The sequence below is a fragment of the Aquitalea sp. ASV15 genome (genome assembly GCF_016429115.1).
GTDB lineage: Bacteria > Pseudomonadota > Gammaproteobacteria > Burkholderiales > Chromobacteriaceae > Aquitalea > Aquitalea magnusonii.
Genome location: NZ_JAELTZ010000037.1, coordinates 1 through 14,682, shown reverse-complemented (window position 1 = coordinate 14,682; position 14,682 = coordinate 1). Strand labels below are relative to the sequence as shown.

Here is a 14,682-nt window from a genome sequence, read left to right as displayed (position 1 = left end):
CTTACAAAGGGAACAGAAAGGAAATCGATGAGCCACTTCGATAGCACCAAACGTTCATTGGAGGACGTGCTCAAGGACGTCAGTAACGGGAAAATTCAACTGCCAGATTTTCAGCGCGGTTGGGTCTGGGATGACAGCCATGTACGTAGTTTGCTGGTCAGCATTGCACGTTCGTTTCCAGTGGGTGCGGTAATGCTACTTGAAACTGGGGGAGAAACACGCTTCCAGATTCGCCCAGTAGAAGGCGTAAAGCTGCCAGAGAGCATTCCTGCCGCTGAGCTGCTGATTTTGGATGGCCAACAGCGACTGACTACGCTAACTCAGGTGCTATCTATTGATGGACCAGTAGCGACCCGTAATGAAAAAGGTCGTGCTATTGAGCGTTATTACTACTGGGACATTCAGCGTGCTCTCGAGGGAGTTGAGTCATTAGATGAAGCCATTATTGCAGTGGATGCCGACAAATGCCTGCGAGAAAACTTCGGTCGTGATATCAAGCTGGACCTGTCGACCCCTGCCCATGAGTACGAACACCTTTATTTCCCCTGCCGCCAAACGATGAATTCTGATGCGTGGGAAGAAGGACTGCAGGAAGCCAAACCGGAACAATTCGGTCTCTACATGAAGTTCCGTAAACAGGTATTACAGGCATTTCGTAGCTATCAGCTTCCAGTCATTCAATTGCACAAGTCCACCAGCAAGGAAGCCGTGTGCCTGGTTTTCGAAAAAGTGAATACAGGTGGTGTTCCACTCAATGTCTTCGAACTTGTAACTGCGACCTATGCAGCTGATGGATATAACCTGCGCGATGACTGGTTTGGCAGCACAGCCCGGAAGGTGGATTCTCGGCATAAGCGATTGACTACCGAGCCAGTTCTGAGACCTCTGGAATCCACAGACTTCCTGCAAGCTATTGCCATGTTGTACACGTTGCAACGTCGGAAAGCTGACCTTGAGGCCGGAAAAACAGGCAAGCAGGTCACTCCAGTAAGTGCAAAGCGCGCAACAATTCTGGAAATGCCTCTGGCGGCATACAAAGAGTGGGCTGATGCAATTGAGGAGGGATTCAAGCGTGCGGCAAAATTTCTGCGACGAGAATGTGTACGAGATGGCCGGGACCTGCCATACCGGACTCAGCTAGCTCCACTCGCAGCAGTAATGACCATTCTGGAAGAAAGATGGAAAGAGCCACGTATCTACGAAAAATTGGCACGTTGGTACTGGTGCGGCGTACTTGGAGAACTGTACGGTGGCGCGGTGGAAACTCGAATCGCCAATGATGTTGAAGACTTACTGACCTGGATTGAGAAAGGTGACTCTGCCCCGGAGCCTCGCACCATACACGATGCTGCATTCCGTCCAGACCGTCTTGACCGCATGACATCTCGTCTCAGTGCTGCCTACAAGGGCCTTAACGTACTTCTCTTGCGCGGGAAGGCTGCGGACTTCTTCTGGAAAGGAACCATCTCTGAGCTAGAGGAAGAGAACGTTGCATTGGATATTCACCATATTTTCCCTCAAGACTGGTGCGAAAAGAAGGGCATCCCAAGGCAGCAATACAACACCGTTGTGAACAAGACTCCCCTGTCCTACAAAGCAAATCGAATGATAGGTGGCGTGGCACCATCCATATACCTCGGCAAAATTCAGCAGCATGAGCATGTCAAAATTGATGACAAAGAAATGGATGTCATCTTGAGCACGCATGCAATTAACCCTGCGCTTCTACGAAGTGATGATTTCTATGGTTTTTATTCAGCCCGTAAGCAAGCACTCCTAGAACTAATTGGGCATGCCATGGGCAAGACTCTGCTACACGTGGAGGCTGAGCAAGCTATTGATACATCCGAAGAAGAGGATGAGGAGCTGCAAGAAACATAAGCTGGCGGTGTCTTACATACATGCCTGCAGATAAACTCGTACTCTCAATGATGTGGCATGTAAGGAATGAGCATCTTCGAGGATTGCAACAGCCGAATGGTATGACCTATAAGCAGTGCCATCGCGGTAAATGGCTATCCTTCTCCAAGATTAGTTAGTACGCTAGGACTTGCTCCATGAGCCATAAAAAATGCACATCTCCCATCGTAAAAACAATAATGCCTGATGGTACAGTTTTATTTTCAAGCTCACCTTCTCGACTGGGGGATGTGCCACTCGAATACCAAGCAAGTCTCTATGCAAAAAAAGAGCGGGAGAGAGCTGCTAAGAATGATGTTAAGAATAAGAAAAAACTTGATGACCTTAAATCTCAGTTGAAAATCATGAAGGAATTACTGCGTAATTCAACTACTTCTCCAAATCAGGCTGAATTAGTGAAGAAAATTGCTGCTTTGGAAAAAGCAATTAAGAAGGTTCCAAAGCCAAAGCGCAGGTGGTCACCCATTCTTCCGGGCTCCTTTGGGTCAAAAAGGTCATAACAACTATCATTCCATACAGTTCGGAACCAACTGACCAACTGGATGTGAGAGTCTAGCCGCTGCAAGGCTGCTTGGCAGAGATGATGGCAAGCCCACCAACAGAACGAGCTTGCCTTACCTCAGTTGTTACTTCTTGGTCGGTGGGTTGTTCCCACGTCCACCGCCAGATGGATTGCCGGTACCGCTCGGCCAATTCGGATTGTCAGCGTCAGCATAGACATGAATTGTCATGATGTTTTCCTTTCATGTGAGAAGTCTAGGTTTGGCGTCCTTGTTGGACGCAAACTATGTTCTCACCACTACATTGGATGATGGTACCGCTGCATGGAAAACCTGCCTCCTAGCCTGAACTCAGCCAAGACCAACACTTCAGGAATGACTGTGGCTGAATTTCTTACTCCGCCATTTCAGCAAGTATCCATTTTCCGTAAGTTAGGTCCATATGGCAGGATGCTTCGCCTAGAACCAGCTAACCCAAAAGCCCCAGACCCTGAGTTTCTTGTGCGCCTTCTTACAGACCATGTTGGTCACCAGGCTCATGTCCGGCATGGCGCTGGGAATCACTACAAGAATCTAGAAAATCTATTGAGAGGTACACATAAGGCCAGTTCAACAACAATAGATATATTGACTAAGCACTTAAGCCTTCCACAGGGGTATCTTGAAGAAAAGGCAGGTAGCGCCGCTGATGGTCCATTAATGCCTGACATCCTTGCACTATTCAAAGTAATTGAAGGACTACCAATGCGTGTCACTTCCATTACCTTGAGTAGCGTAGTTCCCTGCCCTTGTTGTGGTGAAAATCTTTTAGCTGATGTAGATGCTTGGTGGTCAAATCATGCACCAGGGATAGGTAGCGCTGAATATCATTTTGTAGAACGTTTGTTGAATGCTCTTGTTGGCGTAAGCCTAGTTGAATCTTTCATTGCAAAGTACAGCGAGCCAGCACCTCTGGCTTTTGAAAATCTGGATAGACTGACGAATCCACTTCACCATCCGATTGGCAATTGGATTCGAGAAGCTCAAACGTCCCTATCTTGCAAAACGTTGTCTGCACTTGTCACTGCCATGCAGCTGCGTGGCGGTATCGGAGCAACCTTCTCCTATGGCAGGTTAAAGAAGTGGTCTGCTGGCCAAGACGTCATGCCTTTGGCCGCAGGAGAGGCAATTGCGGAGGCTTGTGGCCAGGCGAAGAGTGGGATAAAGAGATTGATGGCGGCACGCTCAATTGCACTTGCTACTGACTTTGTTGCAGCCTCATGGCCCACCACAGTCCACGCCGTTAGCCGAGAGGAGGCGCAGAAGGTCGTACACGCTCGACTGGTGCAACTAGGCATCAATCTTCGAATCGCTATCGCAGCAATGGCCGGACAAACACCTCCACTCACTCGGCTGTCAGCCAATACTGCATCGTCTTAGATTGACTACACCCATCAGGGAAAACCGGCTAGAATTCACTAGATGGTAGGTTGTTTTCGGATTACTTCTTGCTGACGATGGCTATCCCTCCTGATGGGAGTTTGGTTTTTCGACCATCTCGGAAACCTGCATTCTAGGGATTAGGGGAGTAAATTCTCAGCTTATGAGTCGCATTTTCTCAGCATATGCCTCCCTACCAGCCCTAAGTCATTGAATGACAAGAGCACGATTTCTCAGCTTATGCGTTCATCTACAGGTAAGCACCCGCCGCGCATGCAGAACTGCATGGCACTGAGGTAAAAAAAGCGACCGGATTTTCTGGTCGCTTTTTTCTTGCCGCTGCTCACCACAGCCATATTGCTTGGTGGACAGCGCGTTTTGTCGTGCGTAGGATTAAATCCTATTGATTTCAAAAGAGATTGCCATGCGGACCACCCAGCAAATGAGCATCACCCTGCCCAATGACATGGCGGAGGAGGTGAAGGCAAAAGTACGCTCTGGAGAATACGCCAGTGAAAGCGAAGTCATCCGCGATGGACTGCGCGCACTGATGGCACGGGACCGTGCCGTGGAAAGCTGGCTGCTCAATCAGGTAGGCCCGGCCTATGACGCCCTGCAGGCCGACCCGTCCCGCGCTGTCAGCGCAGACCAGGTGCGCGCCCGCCTGGCCGCCGAGCACGCCAAAAAACCATGAGCCATCAAGTAGTGTTCAGCCCGGAGGCCATGGAACAGCTTGCCGTGCTGTACCGCTATATCGCAGAGGCCGCTTCGCCGCCTATCGCAGCGCAATATACCGAGGCCATCGTAAGCTACTGCGAAAACCTGCACAGCTTTCCGCTGCGTGGGACCAGCCGCGACGAGGTGCGGCCAGGGCTACGCATTACCCATTACAGGAAACGCACCGTCATTGCCTTCAGCGTGGATGCCGAAACGGTATCCATTATTGGCATCTTCTATGGCGGGCAAGACTACGCAGCCATCCTGCACGACAGCGACGCCGATATGTAAGCCTGGCCTCCATGGTTGACTTCAAGCCAGATATATAACAATGAATAGACCCATTGATGGAGAGTCTATCAATCCCTATTTTCAGCCAGATGAGCCTCTAGAAACTTGTCAAGTTTGTTGAGTACGTTGACCATCCCCTCGCGCATTTCTGGGTCAGTGGGCATTCTCTCGACAGACATAGGAAATGTTTTTTCGCCCCTAAAGATGGCAGCCAACCCTTGGCGGACAAGATCTTGATCGGCAGCAGCTTGAGCGTGTGCAATGGGCGAATACGCTTCGCGTTCAATTTGAACCGTGTCAAGGTCGTACTTCAACAGGCCGCCCATACATTGCAGGAGGCTGGACAGGAGTTCCAACCTCCTATCCCCCCAGCCCGGGGTTTCCGGTTGTTTGTTGAAGTGATTAATGTATATCCGCCACGAGGTCATGACAGCCTTAACGTCCTTCGAACTTCCTTGAAATTCCAGCGGCACAGCGTTTAGAGCATTAACGTGCTCTACCGCAATAGGGTTCATCCGTGTTCGCATCAATGTGTGGAAAACGTTCAAGCGTCGACGGCGTTCCTCTCGTCGCGAGTCCAGCCACCCTTGTGCCTGCACCGCCAATATTGGCCCCAAAAGGGTCGCGAATACGATGGCTACGTCTGATCCCTTCAACGTCCAGTCCATGAGCATTCCTTCATTGATGATGTGTTCGTTCGTTCCAACATGCGGCCCCACAAAGCCATACCAAAATTCAAGAGCTGGAGCGAGTTTTCATTCAACGTCAGCTGATGCATGAAGCATCAAGTTTAACCTACCAAATATCGGGCAGTAGCGAACGATAGTTGTTGGCCGCTAGCCACCATACGCTTGATTAACACCCCCTCATCCCCAGCGTCTGTTTACACCTCGGATAGTTGTGGCATCCCCAGAAATCCGGCCGGCCGCCTTTACCAGCCACATGGCGCATGGGGATGCCGCAATGTGGGCAGGTGGGGGTGGTGTAATCGCCGCGGGTGGCGAATTCCAGTAGCTGCTGTTTTGCATCAGCGGGCAGGCGCTCAATCATGGTCAGCATCATGGCGCCGTCGATCAGGGAGATGTGGTTACTGCTGGCGACCAGCTTGGCATCGTCGGAAAACTTGCCGCTGGTCATGAAGAAGGCTTTGGGTATTTTTTCGTGGGTCATCACGCCCAGTAATTCCCGCACTGGTTTAACGCCCACATAGCGTTCGCCCCAGGCTTTGCATTGCACGATGGACGTAGCCTTGCCGGAATCATCCTGATACAGGCGGATATCAATCCCGCCATCCGGCCCCAGCGGGGTGGTTTCACTTTTGATGCCGTGCAGTTGATAAAACTGCTGACATACATCTTCAAAGCGTTTCCATTCCAGACTATGAATCAGCGCCAGCGACCAGGCTTGGGGTTTGGACGGTGGCGTGGGTTTGGTGATGGTAGGCGGGGGGACATGCGCATCAGCGACGACATCACGTGGAGGGGGAGCGCTTGGCCGTGGTGTGGCGGGGGTGAGTGGTGGGATAACCCGTTTATTGGCGGGTGGACGTTGGCCAAACTCGCGCAGGGCTGCTAATGCAGCAAGCAGGAAAAAGAATCCTGCAAATAGCCATGCCATGGCGGCAAAGGCTTGTGACAGAGGTTTCAAGAACATATTGCCCGCCCACATGGCGGGCAGTATCTGCTTGAACAGAATCAAACTGGCAACAGCAAAGCCCACACTGACATACCACGGCAAGGCGATCAGCATCTGGTCAAAGTTCTGCTTTGGCTTACGACGTGCCACACCCACTCTCCCTTAGCATCAATAAATTGACCCCAACAGGAAAGCACGCGTTTGGCATAAAAACAAGCCTGAAATGCAGCTAATACGCAATGGCGTGGGTGTGTATTGGCGGAACGTCCCCATGAATCGGGGGGCTTCCGCCCTACCGATCTGACCTTATAAGCCGGGAGCCGGCCCTATCATCGCCTCAATACCTTCTGACTCCACTTCTTCCAGAAACAGATCAAAGGCTTCCTGATCGGTGGCGAACTCGCCATCGTAAACCGTGGAGTTGTCGTACTGATCGACGATTTCCAGCGTCCAGCCGCTATCCGGCAGGCGATAGATGAACACCTCCACCGTTTTGCCTTCGGCGCTGTATTTCTGTTGCAGCGGGGAGTAGATCAGGTCTTTTTCGTCGTACATGGCTGGTTTCTCGTGGCGGGGTGTCGTGATTGTCGGTGCATCGACTGACAACGTTCAGCAGTGGGCATCTGCAATAGATACGATGGCCTGCACTTCATGCTGGAAAACATAGGGATCGGAAATCAGCTCGCATTGCTCATCATCCGGATAAGTCACGGCCACATGATAGTCGCCACTTGGCAAAGAACGCGTCTCTTAAGACCTTGCTCGCCGTTTCAGGGTGTTCTCCAGCGCCTGCAATTCGGCCTCATCCTGCAAGTCTGCGGCAATGGCTTCCTGTCGTTTGCGGTCTTGATCAAACTGCACGTACAGCTCGCCCATATTCATTTCCATCTGCGCGTGGCTGATGCTGCCGGCGTGGGTCAGCAGCGGGAAACCGTTGAGAGTGATGATCTGGTCCACGTTCTGTTTCCAGAAGGCCATACGGGTTTCCTGCTTGCTCTTGGCCCGTAGTTCGGCGGTTTCCAGGAAGATCACCACCAGCCGGTTCAGGGTGTCGATTTCGTCCTCGGTCAGGTAGTTTTTGGCCACGAGGATATCTGCCTTGTGTACCTTATTACCCTGCCAGGCAAGCAAGCCAAAATAGGGGTCTGCCGGGTTGGCGCGGGCGGTAATCAGTTCGGCTGCGGTCTTTTGCGTTACGGCGTAGATCAACTGGTTTTGCACCGTGGCAAAGAAAAGCTGGGTGGCTTTGTCGGTCTTGTCGTAGTCGCTGCAGAGGGCAAACAGGTCGCGCACCTTCTGATAAAAGCGCTTTTCCGAGGCCCGAATATCGCGGATGCGGCCCAGCATCTCGTCGAAGTAATCCGGGCGGCCGTCCGGGTTCTTCAGCCGCTCGTCGTCCATGACAAAGCCCTTGACCAGATACTCTTTCAGCACGGTGGAAGCCCAGCGGCGAAACTGCACGCCACGCGGCGAGCGCACGCGGTAGCCGACGGCGAGGATGGCATCGAGCTGGTAGAGCTTGGTCAGGTAGTTCTTGCCATCGGCAGCAGTTACCGAGGATTCCTCGGTAACTGAAGACGCCTCCAGCTCACCGTCTGCAAAGATGTTCTTGAGGTGCAACCCAATATTGTCCGTGCTCACATCAAACAGCTGGGCCATTTCACGCTGCGTCAGCCAGACCGTGTGGTCTTTCGCCCGTAGTTTGATCTGGCTGCGGCCATCTTCGGTGGTATAGAGAATGAGATCGCTCATGCTTCAAGCCCTTCCTGAGACTGTCACAATGATGATCATTGGTCTGACTTTGTTGATTGGAGATGCCGTGATGATACCGCTTAAGCACTTGATTGCGCGGCAGTGGAGGCTGGGTTGATCACCCGAAGGTTCTGCAATCAGGCCGAATCTGATTTGGCCAAGACACTGATTATCAAAGCCTACCGGCGGTAAGCAATCACAGCCCAGCACGCCTGAACGTGGTGGGCTTTTCTCATACTGTCACACCTCATGGTGCATGCAGTCAGGGCATCAGTAGGCTGTGCACGGGGACGCCAAGCGCGTCGGCCAGGCGTACAAGATTATCAAGGGAGATATTGCGGGCTTGCCGCTCGACATGGGCGACGAAGGTGCGATGCAGGCCGGCTTCCAGTGCCAGTGCTTCTTGGGACATACCCTTTTCCCGGCGCAAACGGATGAGGTTTGCAGCCAGCTGCGCGCGCACTTGGCGGGCAGAAGAGTCGGGAGCGGGTATGGCTGTCATGCGGGCCAGTCTCGCGTCATGCTGCTTTTAAGTCAGCCGCTTTTACGTCACAATTCTTAGCGTCTTTCTTTTACCAGGTAATGAATGTGGCTCGATCAGCTGGCGGACGATGCGCTTCGTCGGTGCTAGCAGTGCATATGAACGCGGCCAAGCCGCGCACAGGCACGGCTTGCACCTGCCGCCATCTGCCTTGCCTCTGCCCCCTGTCACAGCTGATAATCGCCCGGTGTCGTTCAATAGCGGCACCGGGATTGGCGTCCCGACTGTTCATCGGGAACTGTTGCTTTCGCAAGCTCCAGTTCTCACACCATTGCTTTGCCTTTTTATGGCGGGCCGTGGTGGGAGCCTCTTCGGAGGCGCCGGAGGTGAACCCGGAACGCCAATCCTGCCATGCGCCTGCCACCCCCGATTGGCGTCTGGATGGCAGGATGGACACTCTTCACCGGAGGGTTTTGCCATGAGCAGCACGCCTCGCGCTACCCCGCCGTCCGGGCGGTCGTCTTTTCCTTCTCCCCGTCAGTCTGATCCGCAGTTTGCCCAGTTCTTGCAGCACGCTTGCCTGCCGCTGGGGCCGCTGCATGCCAGCCTGGCCGCCATGCAGGCGGTGCTGGGCAGCCAGCCGGCACCAGCCGTGGAACTGGCCTGGCAGGATGTGCTGGTGGTTTGTCACCGGCTGGAGGTGCAGCTGGGCGAGGTGGATGTGCGCCTGCTGGAAAGCCGCCGCACGCTGGAAGGTTTGCTGCAGTTGCTGCATGCCGAGCATGCAGCCACGCTGGAGCCTGGCGACCTGTATCTGATCCTGCAGCATGTGCACCATCTGCTGACACGCACGCTGGAGGCCCTGCAGCGGGCTTAGCCGCTGGCCACACGCTGCGGTGGCGTGGCGCCGCCTGGCCTGCCGGTGCAGGGTGGGCACAGCGGCGCTGCTGTTTTCTGCCGCCATGCCGGCCTGCGCGCTGCAAACTGGCCGGCCAATCATGCCAGATAATTATTTTCATTCCTTAACATATTATTTACTTACTAATATCTTGATTTGGCTTTATTTAACAATTATTGTCCTGTGGCAATTATTGTTAAGAGTATTCAAGAAATGTGTTCCTTCAGACAAAAAGACATGGCCAGGCCGCCACAGTCGCTAAAGGGCTTCCGCCGCCGTGCCACGCACTGGATGACGCTTGGTCTGGATGCGCTGATCGAGCAGATGTGTGGCATCAGCATGCTCTGTCTGCTTATCCTGTTGACGCTGGGTTTTATGTTTTTCTTTAAATAATTGCCGTCTGCTGTTTTTCCTGCCTGCCGCTGGCCGGCGGCCTGCGCTGGTTTTATCTGCGCGGCGCGGCATCCTGTCGGCTTAAATACCGGCACGGTCCCTGCTGTTATCCTGTTTGCCACCTGTGCCCTTGCGGCATTGTCCTGCAATGATCTGGCGCTATTATCGTGGCCAAATCTTCCATGCCGATAATATTTGACTATCAAATGAATTGAAAATATCAATTCGTCTGCCAGCATTTTGATTTGCGCCATTTGATCTGCGACAAATCAGCCCGTCTTGATCTGCCTCATCTTGTCTCCCAACCGCGGCGATGCCTTATTCCGGTGATGCGGGATTATTTAAACTTGCATGATGCACGGCATAATTCCGGCTGCCATATGCATGCTGAACACCATGATTTAATAGCGATATTGATAATAAAAAGCCGTAACGGATCATTGCCAACACACCACAACCCGCGACGCGCAGTGCGTAAACAGGATTTTCAACCGCAAATGGAGATGGCAATGCAATCCCTTAAATATCTCGGCATGATGTTTCCGCTATGGCTGGCATTAGCGGCCAGTGCAGCCCCCAGTATTCAAAGCGAGCCGATTCAGCCGATTGCCAAGGCGGTAATCAGGAACCCGGCCATGGTGGAATTGGGCAAGAAACTGTTTTTTGAACCGCGGCTGTCCAAGTCGGGTTTTATTTCCTGCAATTCCTGCCATAACCTGTCCACCGGCGGCAGTGACAATCTCAGTTCTTCGATTGGCGATCATTGGCAACAAGGGCCGATCCGTTCGCCTTCGGTGCTTAATTCCAGCCTGAATGTGGCGCAGTTCTGGGATGGCCGTGCCAAGTCGCTGCAGGAGCAGGCCAGCGGCCCGATTGCCAATCCGCGGGAGATGGCGTCCAACCATGTGCTGGCGCTGGATGTGCTGCGGTCGATTCCGGCTTATGTCAATGAATTCGACAAGGTGTTCGGCAACCGTAATGTGTCCATGCAGCAGGTGACTATGGCGATTGCCGCTTTTGAAGAAACGCTGGTGACGCCGGATTCACGCTTTGACCTGTGGCTGAAGGGTAACAAGCAGGCGCTGAACGCGCAGGAGCTGCGCGGCTACCAGACCTTCAAGACGGCTGGCTGTGTGGCCTGCCATAACGGCCCGGCGGTGGGGGGGAATTCCTTCCAGAAAATGGGCCTGGTGTCGCCGTACCAGACCAGCAATCCGGCGCAGGGCCGGGCCGGTGTCACCGGCAAGGATGCCGACCGCATGGCGTTCAAGGTGCCGTCCTTGCGCAATGTGGCATTGCGTGCGCCCTATTTCCATGATGCCGGCGCCCCGACGCTGGAGGCAGCGGTTGCCACCATGGGCAAGCTGCAGCTGGGCCGGGCTTTCAATCAGCAGGAGATCGGCGATATTGTCGCCTTTCTGCATACCCTGACCGGCAAGCAGCCGCGGATCGTGCTGCCTGTCCTGCCGGCGTCCAGCAATGACACGCCGCGGCCGACGCCCTTTAACTAAGCACCGGGACTGTTGCGGGGTGGGGTCAGCCGTGCCCTGCGGCTGATGGTTCTGCGTCTACGACCACCAAGCGGTCTGCCAGCATGGCAGGCCGCTTGTTTTTCAAGCAAATAGTGGTTTTATCGCGACACAACATGGTTGTTCCCTGAAAAATCAGCAATGCCTGATGTAGCGCAAATGCCTGGCCGGGCAGCGGCCGGATCATGGCAAACGCGTCGCCGGCCACCGCAGGCAGGGGCCGCAGCCGGCGTGGCGCCGCCGGGGCAAGCCATGGCATGACGGGTGGCCATGGCCGGCTTCTTTTCTGTAGCAGTTTCAGCAAAACATGTCAGTTACATTTATGCAAAATTTGTAAATTTTGCTTTCAAAACGGCTGATCATTACCCTATGCTCTTAGCTGAAACGGTTTAGCCCATACTATGCGTATGGGTTTAATCCGGCCGATTATCGCTACTTGTTGATTTCGGGATACATGATGACCATTTCCAAAAAATTATTGCTCACCTTGTCGATTGCTCTGGCCGGCATGCTGCTGGTTGGTGGCTATGCTATCCATGCTCTGCATGCCGGGCAGCAGCGCTTTCAGTATGTGCAGGGCAATACCTTGCCCGATCTGAAAGTCATGCAGAACACGCTGCGGGCGGTGGCGGATATCCGTGCCAATACCCTGCGCCATGTGCTGGCCAGCAGCGCCGAGCAGAAAGCCGAGGCGGAAAAAAACCTGGCAGATGCCGACCAGCGCTTTGATGCGCTGATGAATGCCTATCAGATCAACGAGGCGGCCAGCGCCGAGGATCGCCAGCTGCTGGAGGCCGACAAGGCGGTCATGGCGCAGTACCGCGCAGGCCGGGACAAGATTCTGGCCTTGTCGCGCACGAACCAGACCGCGCAGGCAGTGGAGCTGATCAACAGCGATTTTGCCAGGACCGCCACCCAGCTGATGGCGGCGGTGGAGCAGCATGCCAAGTTCAATTACCAGCTGGCCGAGCAGCTGGCGGCAGAGAATGACCGCACTTACCAGACGGTATTTGCCGTGGCGCTGGGCCTGATGGCGGTGGCGCTGCTGGTGACCGGCGCGCTGGCGCTGATGCTGTATCGCAACATCCGCCATGGCCTGGCTTCGATCCAGCGCACCATGGAGACGGTCAGCAGCCAGCGGGATTTCCGCCTGCGCGCGGACAGCAGCAGCCAGGATGAAATCGGCCGTACCGCCCATGCCTTCAACCAGTTGCTGGATGGCCTGCAGCAGGCGTTTGGCCAGCTGGCCGATGGCGCGCACCAGGTTAAGCGTTCGTCGCAGGAGCTGGCGCAAACCGCCAACGAGGTGTCGATGGCCTCTGGCGCGCAGAGCGAGGCATCGGCCAATATCGCCGCCACCATCGAGCAGATGACGGTGAGCATCAACCATGTGGCCGACCAGTCGGCCCAGCAAAGCGCCGGTGCCAAATCGGCCCAGACGCTGGTGCTGGACAGCAGCGGCATCATCGAACAGACCATCCACGACATTCACCAGATTTCCCAGGTGGTGACGGTGTCGGCCGGCAGCATTCACGAAATGGAGGCGCATAGCGGCGAGGTGGCGACCGTGATCAATGTGATCCGCGATATTGCCGACCAGACCAATCTGCTGGCGCTGAATGCCGCCATCGAGGCCGCCCGTGCCGGCGAGCAGGGCCGCGGCTTTGCCGTGGTGGCGGACGAGGTGCGCAAGCTGGCCGAGCGCACCACCAAGTCTACCCAGGAGATTTCTTCCACCATCGAGGCCATGCTGGGCAATGCCGAGCAGGCCACCGCCCAGATGCAAAAGGCGGAAGAGCTGGTGAAAGTGGGCGTGACCCGCGCCGATCAGGCCGCGGTGGCCATGCGCCGGATTGGCGAGCTGGCCGACAGTGCGGTTCAGGGCAGCGATGCGGTGGCCGCCGCCATCCAGCAGCAGGGCGAGGCCAGCAACAATATTGCCGCCATGGTGGAAAGAACGGCGCAGGCGTCGGAACAGGCCAGCGCGGCAGCCCAGCATACGGCACAGAATGCCGCCCAGCTGGACGAGATGGCGCGGATGCAGGCGGATATTCTGGCGCGCTACCAGGTGTGATGGTGCCGCCGTCCCGGGCCGTGCCCAGGGCGCGGCCGGGGGCTGACTCAGGCCCTGGTATTGATCAGCGAGCCGACATTGCCACCCGGACTGCTCGGTTGCTCTGCCTCCGGGGTGGTGGTGGACGGTACCGGCGTAGGTACCGGACGATTGTTGCCATTGGTTTTGGGCATATAGCTGCCATAGCTGCTGGCAGGTGAAATGGGCATGGCCATCTGGTTGACTCCTGGCGGTCTGGTGGTGATATCTGGATGGTCCCGGCACAAGCCAGCAAGCCCGGCAGGGATGCCCGCTTACTGCAATATCCGTACCAGCGGCTTTGCCGGCTGATTTTTCCTTTCTTATCGCGCCCTTACCTTTCCTTACCTTTGCTGACGCCAATCTTGCCGCTGCCTGGCAATCTTTGCCGCCGCCTGCCGCTTGGCGCTGGCCGGCGGCATGGCAGCAGGTGGTCGTGCCCGTGCTCCTGCCCGCGTCGGCCACTAAGCGCTGCTCACCCGACCGCGTAGGGAACCCGGGCCAAGGCGCGCCGACGCAGACAGTACCAAGAGTAGGGCAAGCAGGCGCGGGGTTTTGTTAGCGGGTCTGGCTGCTGGCGGCGTCCGGCGGCGGCAGGCAGTGCTGCAAGCCTTCCAGAAACACGCTTTCCGCCGTACTCAGCTTCTGTTCGCGATTCCACAGCAGATAAAGATCCAGATCGGCAATGCCGGCTGCTGGCGGCAGCCGCCACAGCTCGCCTTGCGCCACATCGCGCGCCGCCACGTGTTCCGGCAGGCTGCCGATGCCATAGCCGGCGCGCACCAGCCGCCGCACTTCTTCCAGGCTGGAGGAGGCGGCAATGACCTTGCCGGTATAGCCCTGCTGGTCGCGGAAGATGGTCAGCGGCGACAGGTTGCCGCCGATCTGGTCGCTGATGAAGCTGACGAAATCCTGCCCCTGCAATGATTCCAGCGTCAGATCGCGCCGGCCGAACAGGGGATGGCTGCGGCCGCAGTAAAAAGCATAGCGCTGGGTGATGAGACAGCGCCGCTCCAGCCTGGCATGCGGCAGGCGGCACAGGCCCAGCCCCAGGC

Annotated in this window: 16 protein-coding genes; 8 read left to right on the top strand and 8 right to left on the bottom strand. The window is 55.4% G+C overall.

The window, feature by feature from the left end; translation table 11 throughout:
* The first annotated feature begins 27 nt into the window (after positions 1–27).
* The 5 genes from JHD64_RS15355 to JHD64_RS15335 all read left to right on the top strand — a co-directional run bounded on the left by JHD64_RS15355 (position 28) and on the right by JHD64_RS15335 (position 4,847).
* Entirely contained in the window at positions 28–1,881 is a 1,854-nt protein-coding gene (locus JHD64_RS15355; protein ID WP_199053948.1) for a DUF262 domain-containing protein, read from the top strand.
* A 176-nt stretch (positions 1,882–2,057) separates the two neighbouring features.
* Positions 2,058–2,420 carry a hypothetical protein gene (locus JHD64_RS15350; RefSeq protein ID WP_199053946.1) on the top strand — a complete coding sequence of 121 codons (363 nt, stop codon included), beginning with the start codon at positions 2,058–2,060 and terminating at the stop codon, positions 2,418–2,420.
* Positions 2,421–2,744: 324 nt separating this feature from the next.
* On the top strand, positions 2,745–3,839 hold the full coding sequence (locus JHD64_RS15345; protein WP_199053944.1) for a hypothetical protein: 1,095 nt from the start codon (positions 2,745–2,747) through the stop codon (positions 3,837–3,839).
* Between the two features lie 424 nt (positions 3,840–4,263).
* Positions 4,264–4,533 (top strand): type II toxin-antitoxin system ParD family antitoxin, encoded by a 270-nt coding sequence (locus JHD64_RS15340; protein WP_110313081.1) that lies wholly within the window; start codon positions 4,264–4,266, stop codon positions 4,531–4,533.
* Entirely contained in the window at positions 4,530–4,847 is a 318-nt protein-coding gene (locus tag JHD64_RS15335; RefSeq protein WP_199053942.1) for a type II toxin-antitoxin system RelE/ParE family toxin, read from the top strand. The genes JHD64_RS15340 and JHD64_RS15335 overlap by 4 nt, the downstream gene beginning before the upstream one ends.
* 68 nt (positions 4,848–4,915) lie before the next feature.
* Here the strand turns inward: JHD64_RS15335 and JHD64_RS15330 are convergent, their stop codons facing one another.
* The 5 genes from JHD64_RS15330 to JHD64_RS15310 form a co-directional block, all read right to left on the bottom strand.
* On the bottom strand, positions 4,916–5,515 hold the full coding sequence (locus JHD64_RS15330; protein WP_199053939.1) for a DUF6680 family protein: 600 nt from the start codon (positions 5,513–5,515) through the stop codon (positions 4,916–4,918).
* A gap of 187 nt (positions 5,516–5,702) precedes the next feature.
* Entirely contained in the window at positions 5,703–6,632 is a 930-nt protein-coding gene (locus JHD64_RS15325) for a restriction endonuclease (RefSeq protein ID WP_199053937.1), read from the bottom strand.
* Positions 6,633–6,788: 156 nt separating this feature from the next.
* Entirely contained in the window at positions 6,789–7,037 is a 249-nt protein-coding gene (locus JHD64_RS15320; protein WP_199053931.1) for a hypothetical protein, read from the bottom strand.
* 195 nt (positions 7,038–7,232) lie between these two features.
* Positions 7,233–8,234, bottom strand: a complete 1,002-nt coding sequence (locus JHD64_RS15315; RefSeq protein WP_199053929.1) for a virulence RhuM family protein — start codon at positions 8,232–8,234, stop codon at positions 7,233–7,235.
* Positions 8,235–8,496: 262 nt separating this feature from the next.
* Positions 8,497–8,736, bottom strand: a complete 240-nt coding sequence (locus tag JHD64_RS15310) for a helix-turn-helix domain-containing protein (RefSeq protein WP_199053927.1) — start codon at positions 8,734–8,736, stop codon at positions 8,497–8,499.
* A gap of 457 nt (positions 8,737–9,193) precedes the next feature.
* Here JHD64_RS15310 and JHD64_RS15305 point away from each other — a divergent pair, with 457 nt between their 5' ends.
* Positions 9,194–9,592, top strand: coding sequence for a hypothetical protein (locus JHD64_RS15305; RefSeq protein ID WP_199053924.1), 399 nt, complete (start codon positions 9,194–9,196; stop codon positions 9,590–9,592).
* A gap of 227 nt (positions 9,593–9,819) precedes the next feature.
* Here the strand turns inward: JHD64_RS15305 and JHD64_RS15300 are convergent, their stop codons facing one another.
* Positions 9,820–10,260: a hypothetical protein gene (locus JHD64_RS15300; RefSeq protein WP_199053922.1), complete on the bottom strand. Its 441-nt coding sequence runs from the start codon at positions 10,258–10,260 to the stop codon at positions 9,820–9,822.
* Here JHD64_RS15300 and JHD64_RS15295 point away from each other — a divergent pair.
* Positions 10,252–11,517 (top strand): cytochrome-c peroxidase, encoded by a 1,266-nt coding sequence (locus tag JHD64_RS15295; RefSeq protein ID WP_199053921.1) that lies wholly within the window; start codon positions 10,252–10,254, stop codon positions 11,515–11,517. The two genes, JHD64_RS15300 and JHD64_RS15295, sit on opposite strands and share 9 nt — an antisense overlap.
* A gap of 472 nt (positions 11,518–11,989) precedes the next feature.
* Entirely contained in the window at positions 11,990–13,609 is a 1,620-nt protein-coding gene (locus JHD64_RS15290; RefSeq protein ID WP_199053919.1) for a methyl-accepting chemotaxis protein, read from the top strand.
* Positions 13,610–13,656: 47 nt separating this feature from the next.
* On the opposite strand, the gene JHD64_RS15285 is transcribed toward JHD64_RS15290, so the two are convergent.
* Both JHD64_RS15285 and JHD64_RS15280 read right to left on the bottom strand, forming a co-directional pair.
* Positions 13,657–13,824, bottom strand: a complete 168-nt coding sequence (locus tag JHD64_RS15285) for a hypothetical protein (RefSeq protein WP_199053917.1) — start codon at positions 13,822–13,824, stop codon at positions 13,657–13,659.
* A 361-nt stretch (positions 13,825–14,185) separates the two neighbouring features.
* A partial coding sequence (locus JHD64_RS15280; protein WP_199053915.1) for a LysR family transcriptional regulator substrate-binding protein occupies positions 14,186–14,682 on the bottom strand: 497 nt, incomplete at its 5' end.

Bases quoted from the DNA above. Each gene is read 5' to 3' on its own strand.
- JHD64_RS15355 (WP_199053948.1), top strand. From the start codon at position 28: ATGAGCCACTTCGATAGCACCAAACGTTCATTGGAGGACGTGCTCAAG.
- JHD64_RS15350 (WP_199053946.1), top strand. From the start codon at position 2,058: ATGAGCCATAAAAAATGCACATCTCCCATCGTAAAAACAATAATGCCT.
- JHD64_RS15345 (WP_199053944.1), top strand. From the start codon at position 2,745: ATGGAAAACCTGCCTCCTAGCCTGAACTCAGCCAAGACCAACACTTCA.
- JHD64_RS15340 (WP_110313081.1), top strand. From the start codon at position 4,264: ATGCGGACCACCCAGCAAATGAGCATCACCCTGCCCAATGACATGGCG.
- JHD64_RS15335 (WP_199053942.1), top strand. From the start codon at position 4,530: ATGAGCCATCAAGTAGTGTTCAGCCCGGAGGCCATGGAACAGCTTGCC.
- JHD64_RS15330 (WP_199053939.1), bottom strand. From the start codon at position 5,515: ATGGACTGGACGTTGAAGGGATCAGACGTAGCCATCGTATTCGCGACC.
- JHD64_RS15320 (WP_199053931.1), bottom strand. From the start codon at position 7,037: ATGTACGACGAAAAAGACCTGATCTACTCCCCGCTGCAACAGAAATAC.
- JHD64_RS15315 (WP_199053929.1), bottom strand. From the start codon at position 8,234: ATGAGCGATCTCATTCTCTATACCACCGAAGATGGCCGCAGCCAGATC.
- JHD64_RS15310 (WP_199053927.1), bottom strand. From the start codon at position 8,736: ATGACAGCCATACCCGCTCCCGACTCTTCTGCCCGCCAAGTGCGCGCG.
- JHD64_RS15305 (WP_199053924.1), top strand. From the start codon at position 9,194: ATGAGCAGCACGCCTCGCGCTACCCCGCCGTCCGGGCGGTCGTCTTTT.
- JHD64_RS15300 (WP_199053922.1), bottom strand. From the start codon at position 10,260: ATGGCGCAAATCAAAATGCTGGCAGACGAATTGATATTTTCAATTCAT.
- JHD64_RS15290 (WP_199053919.1), top strand. From the start codon at position 11,990: ATGATGACCATTTCCAAAAAATTATTGCTCACCTTGTCGATTGCTCTG.
- JHD64_RS15285 (WP_199053917.1), bottom strand. From the start codon at position 13,824: ATGGCCATGCCCATTTCACCTGCCAGCAGCTATGGCAGCTATATGCCC.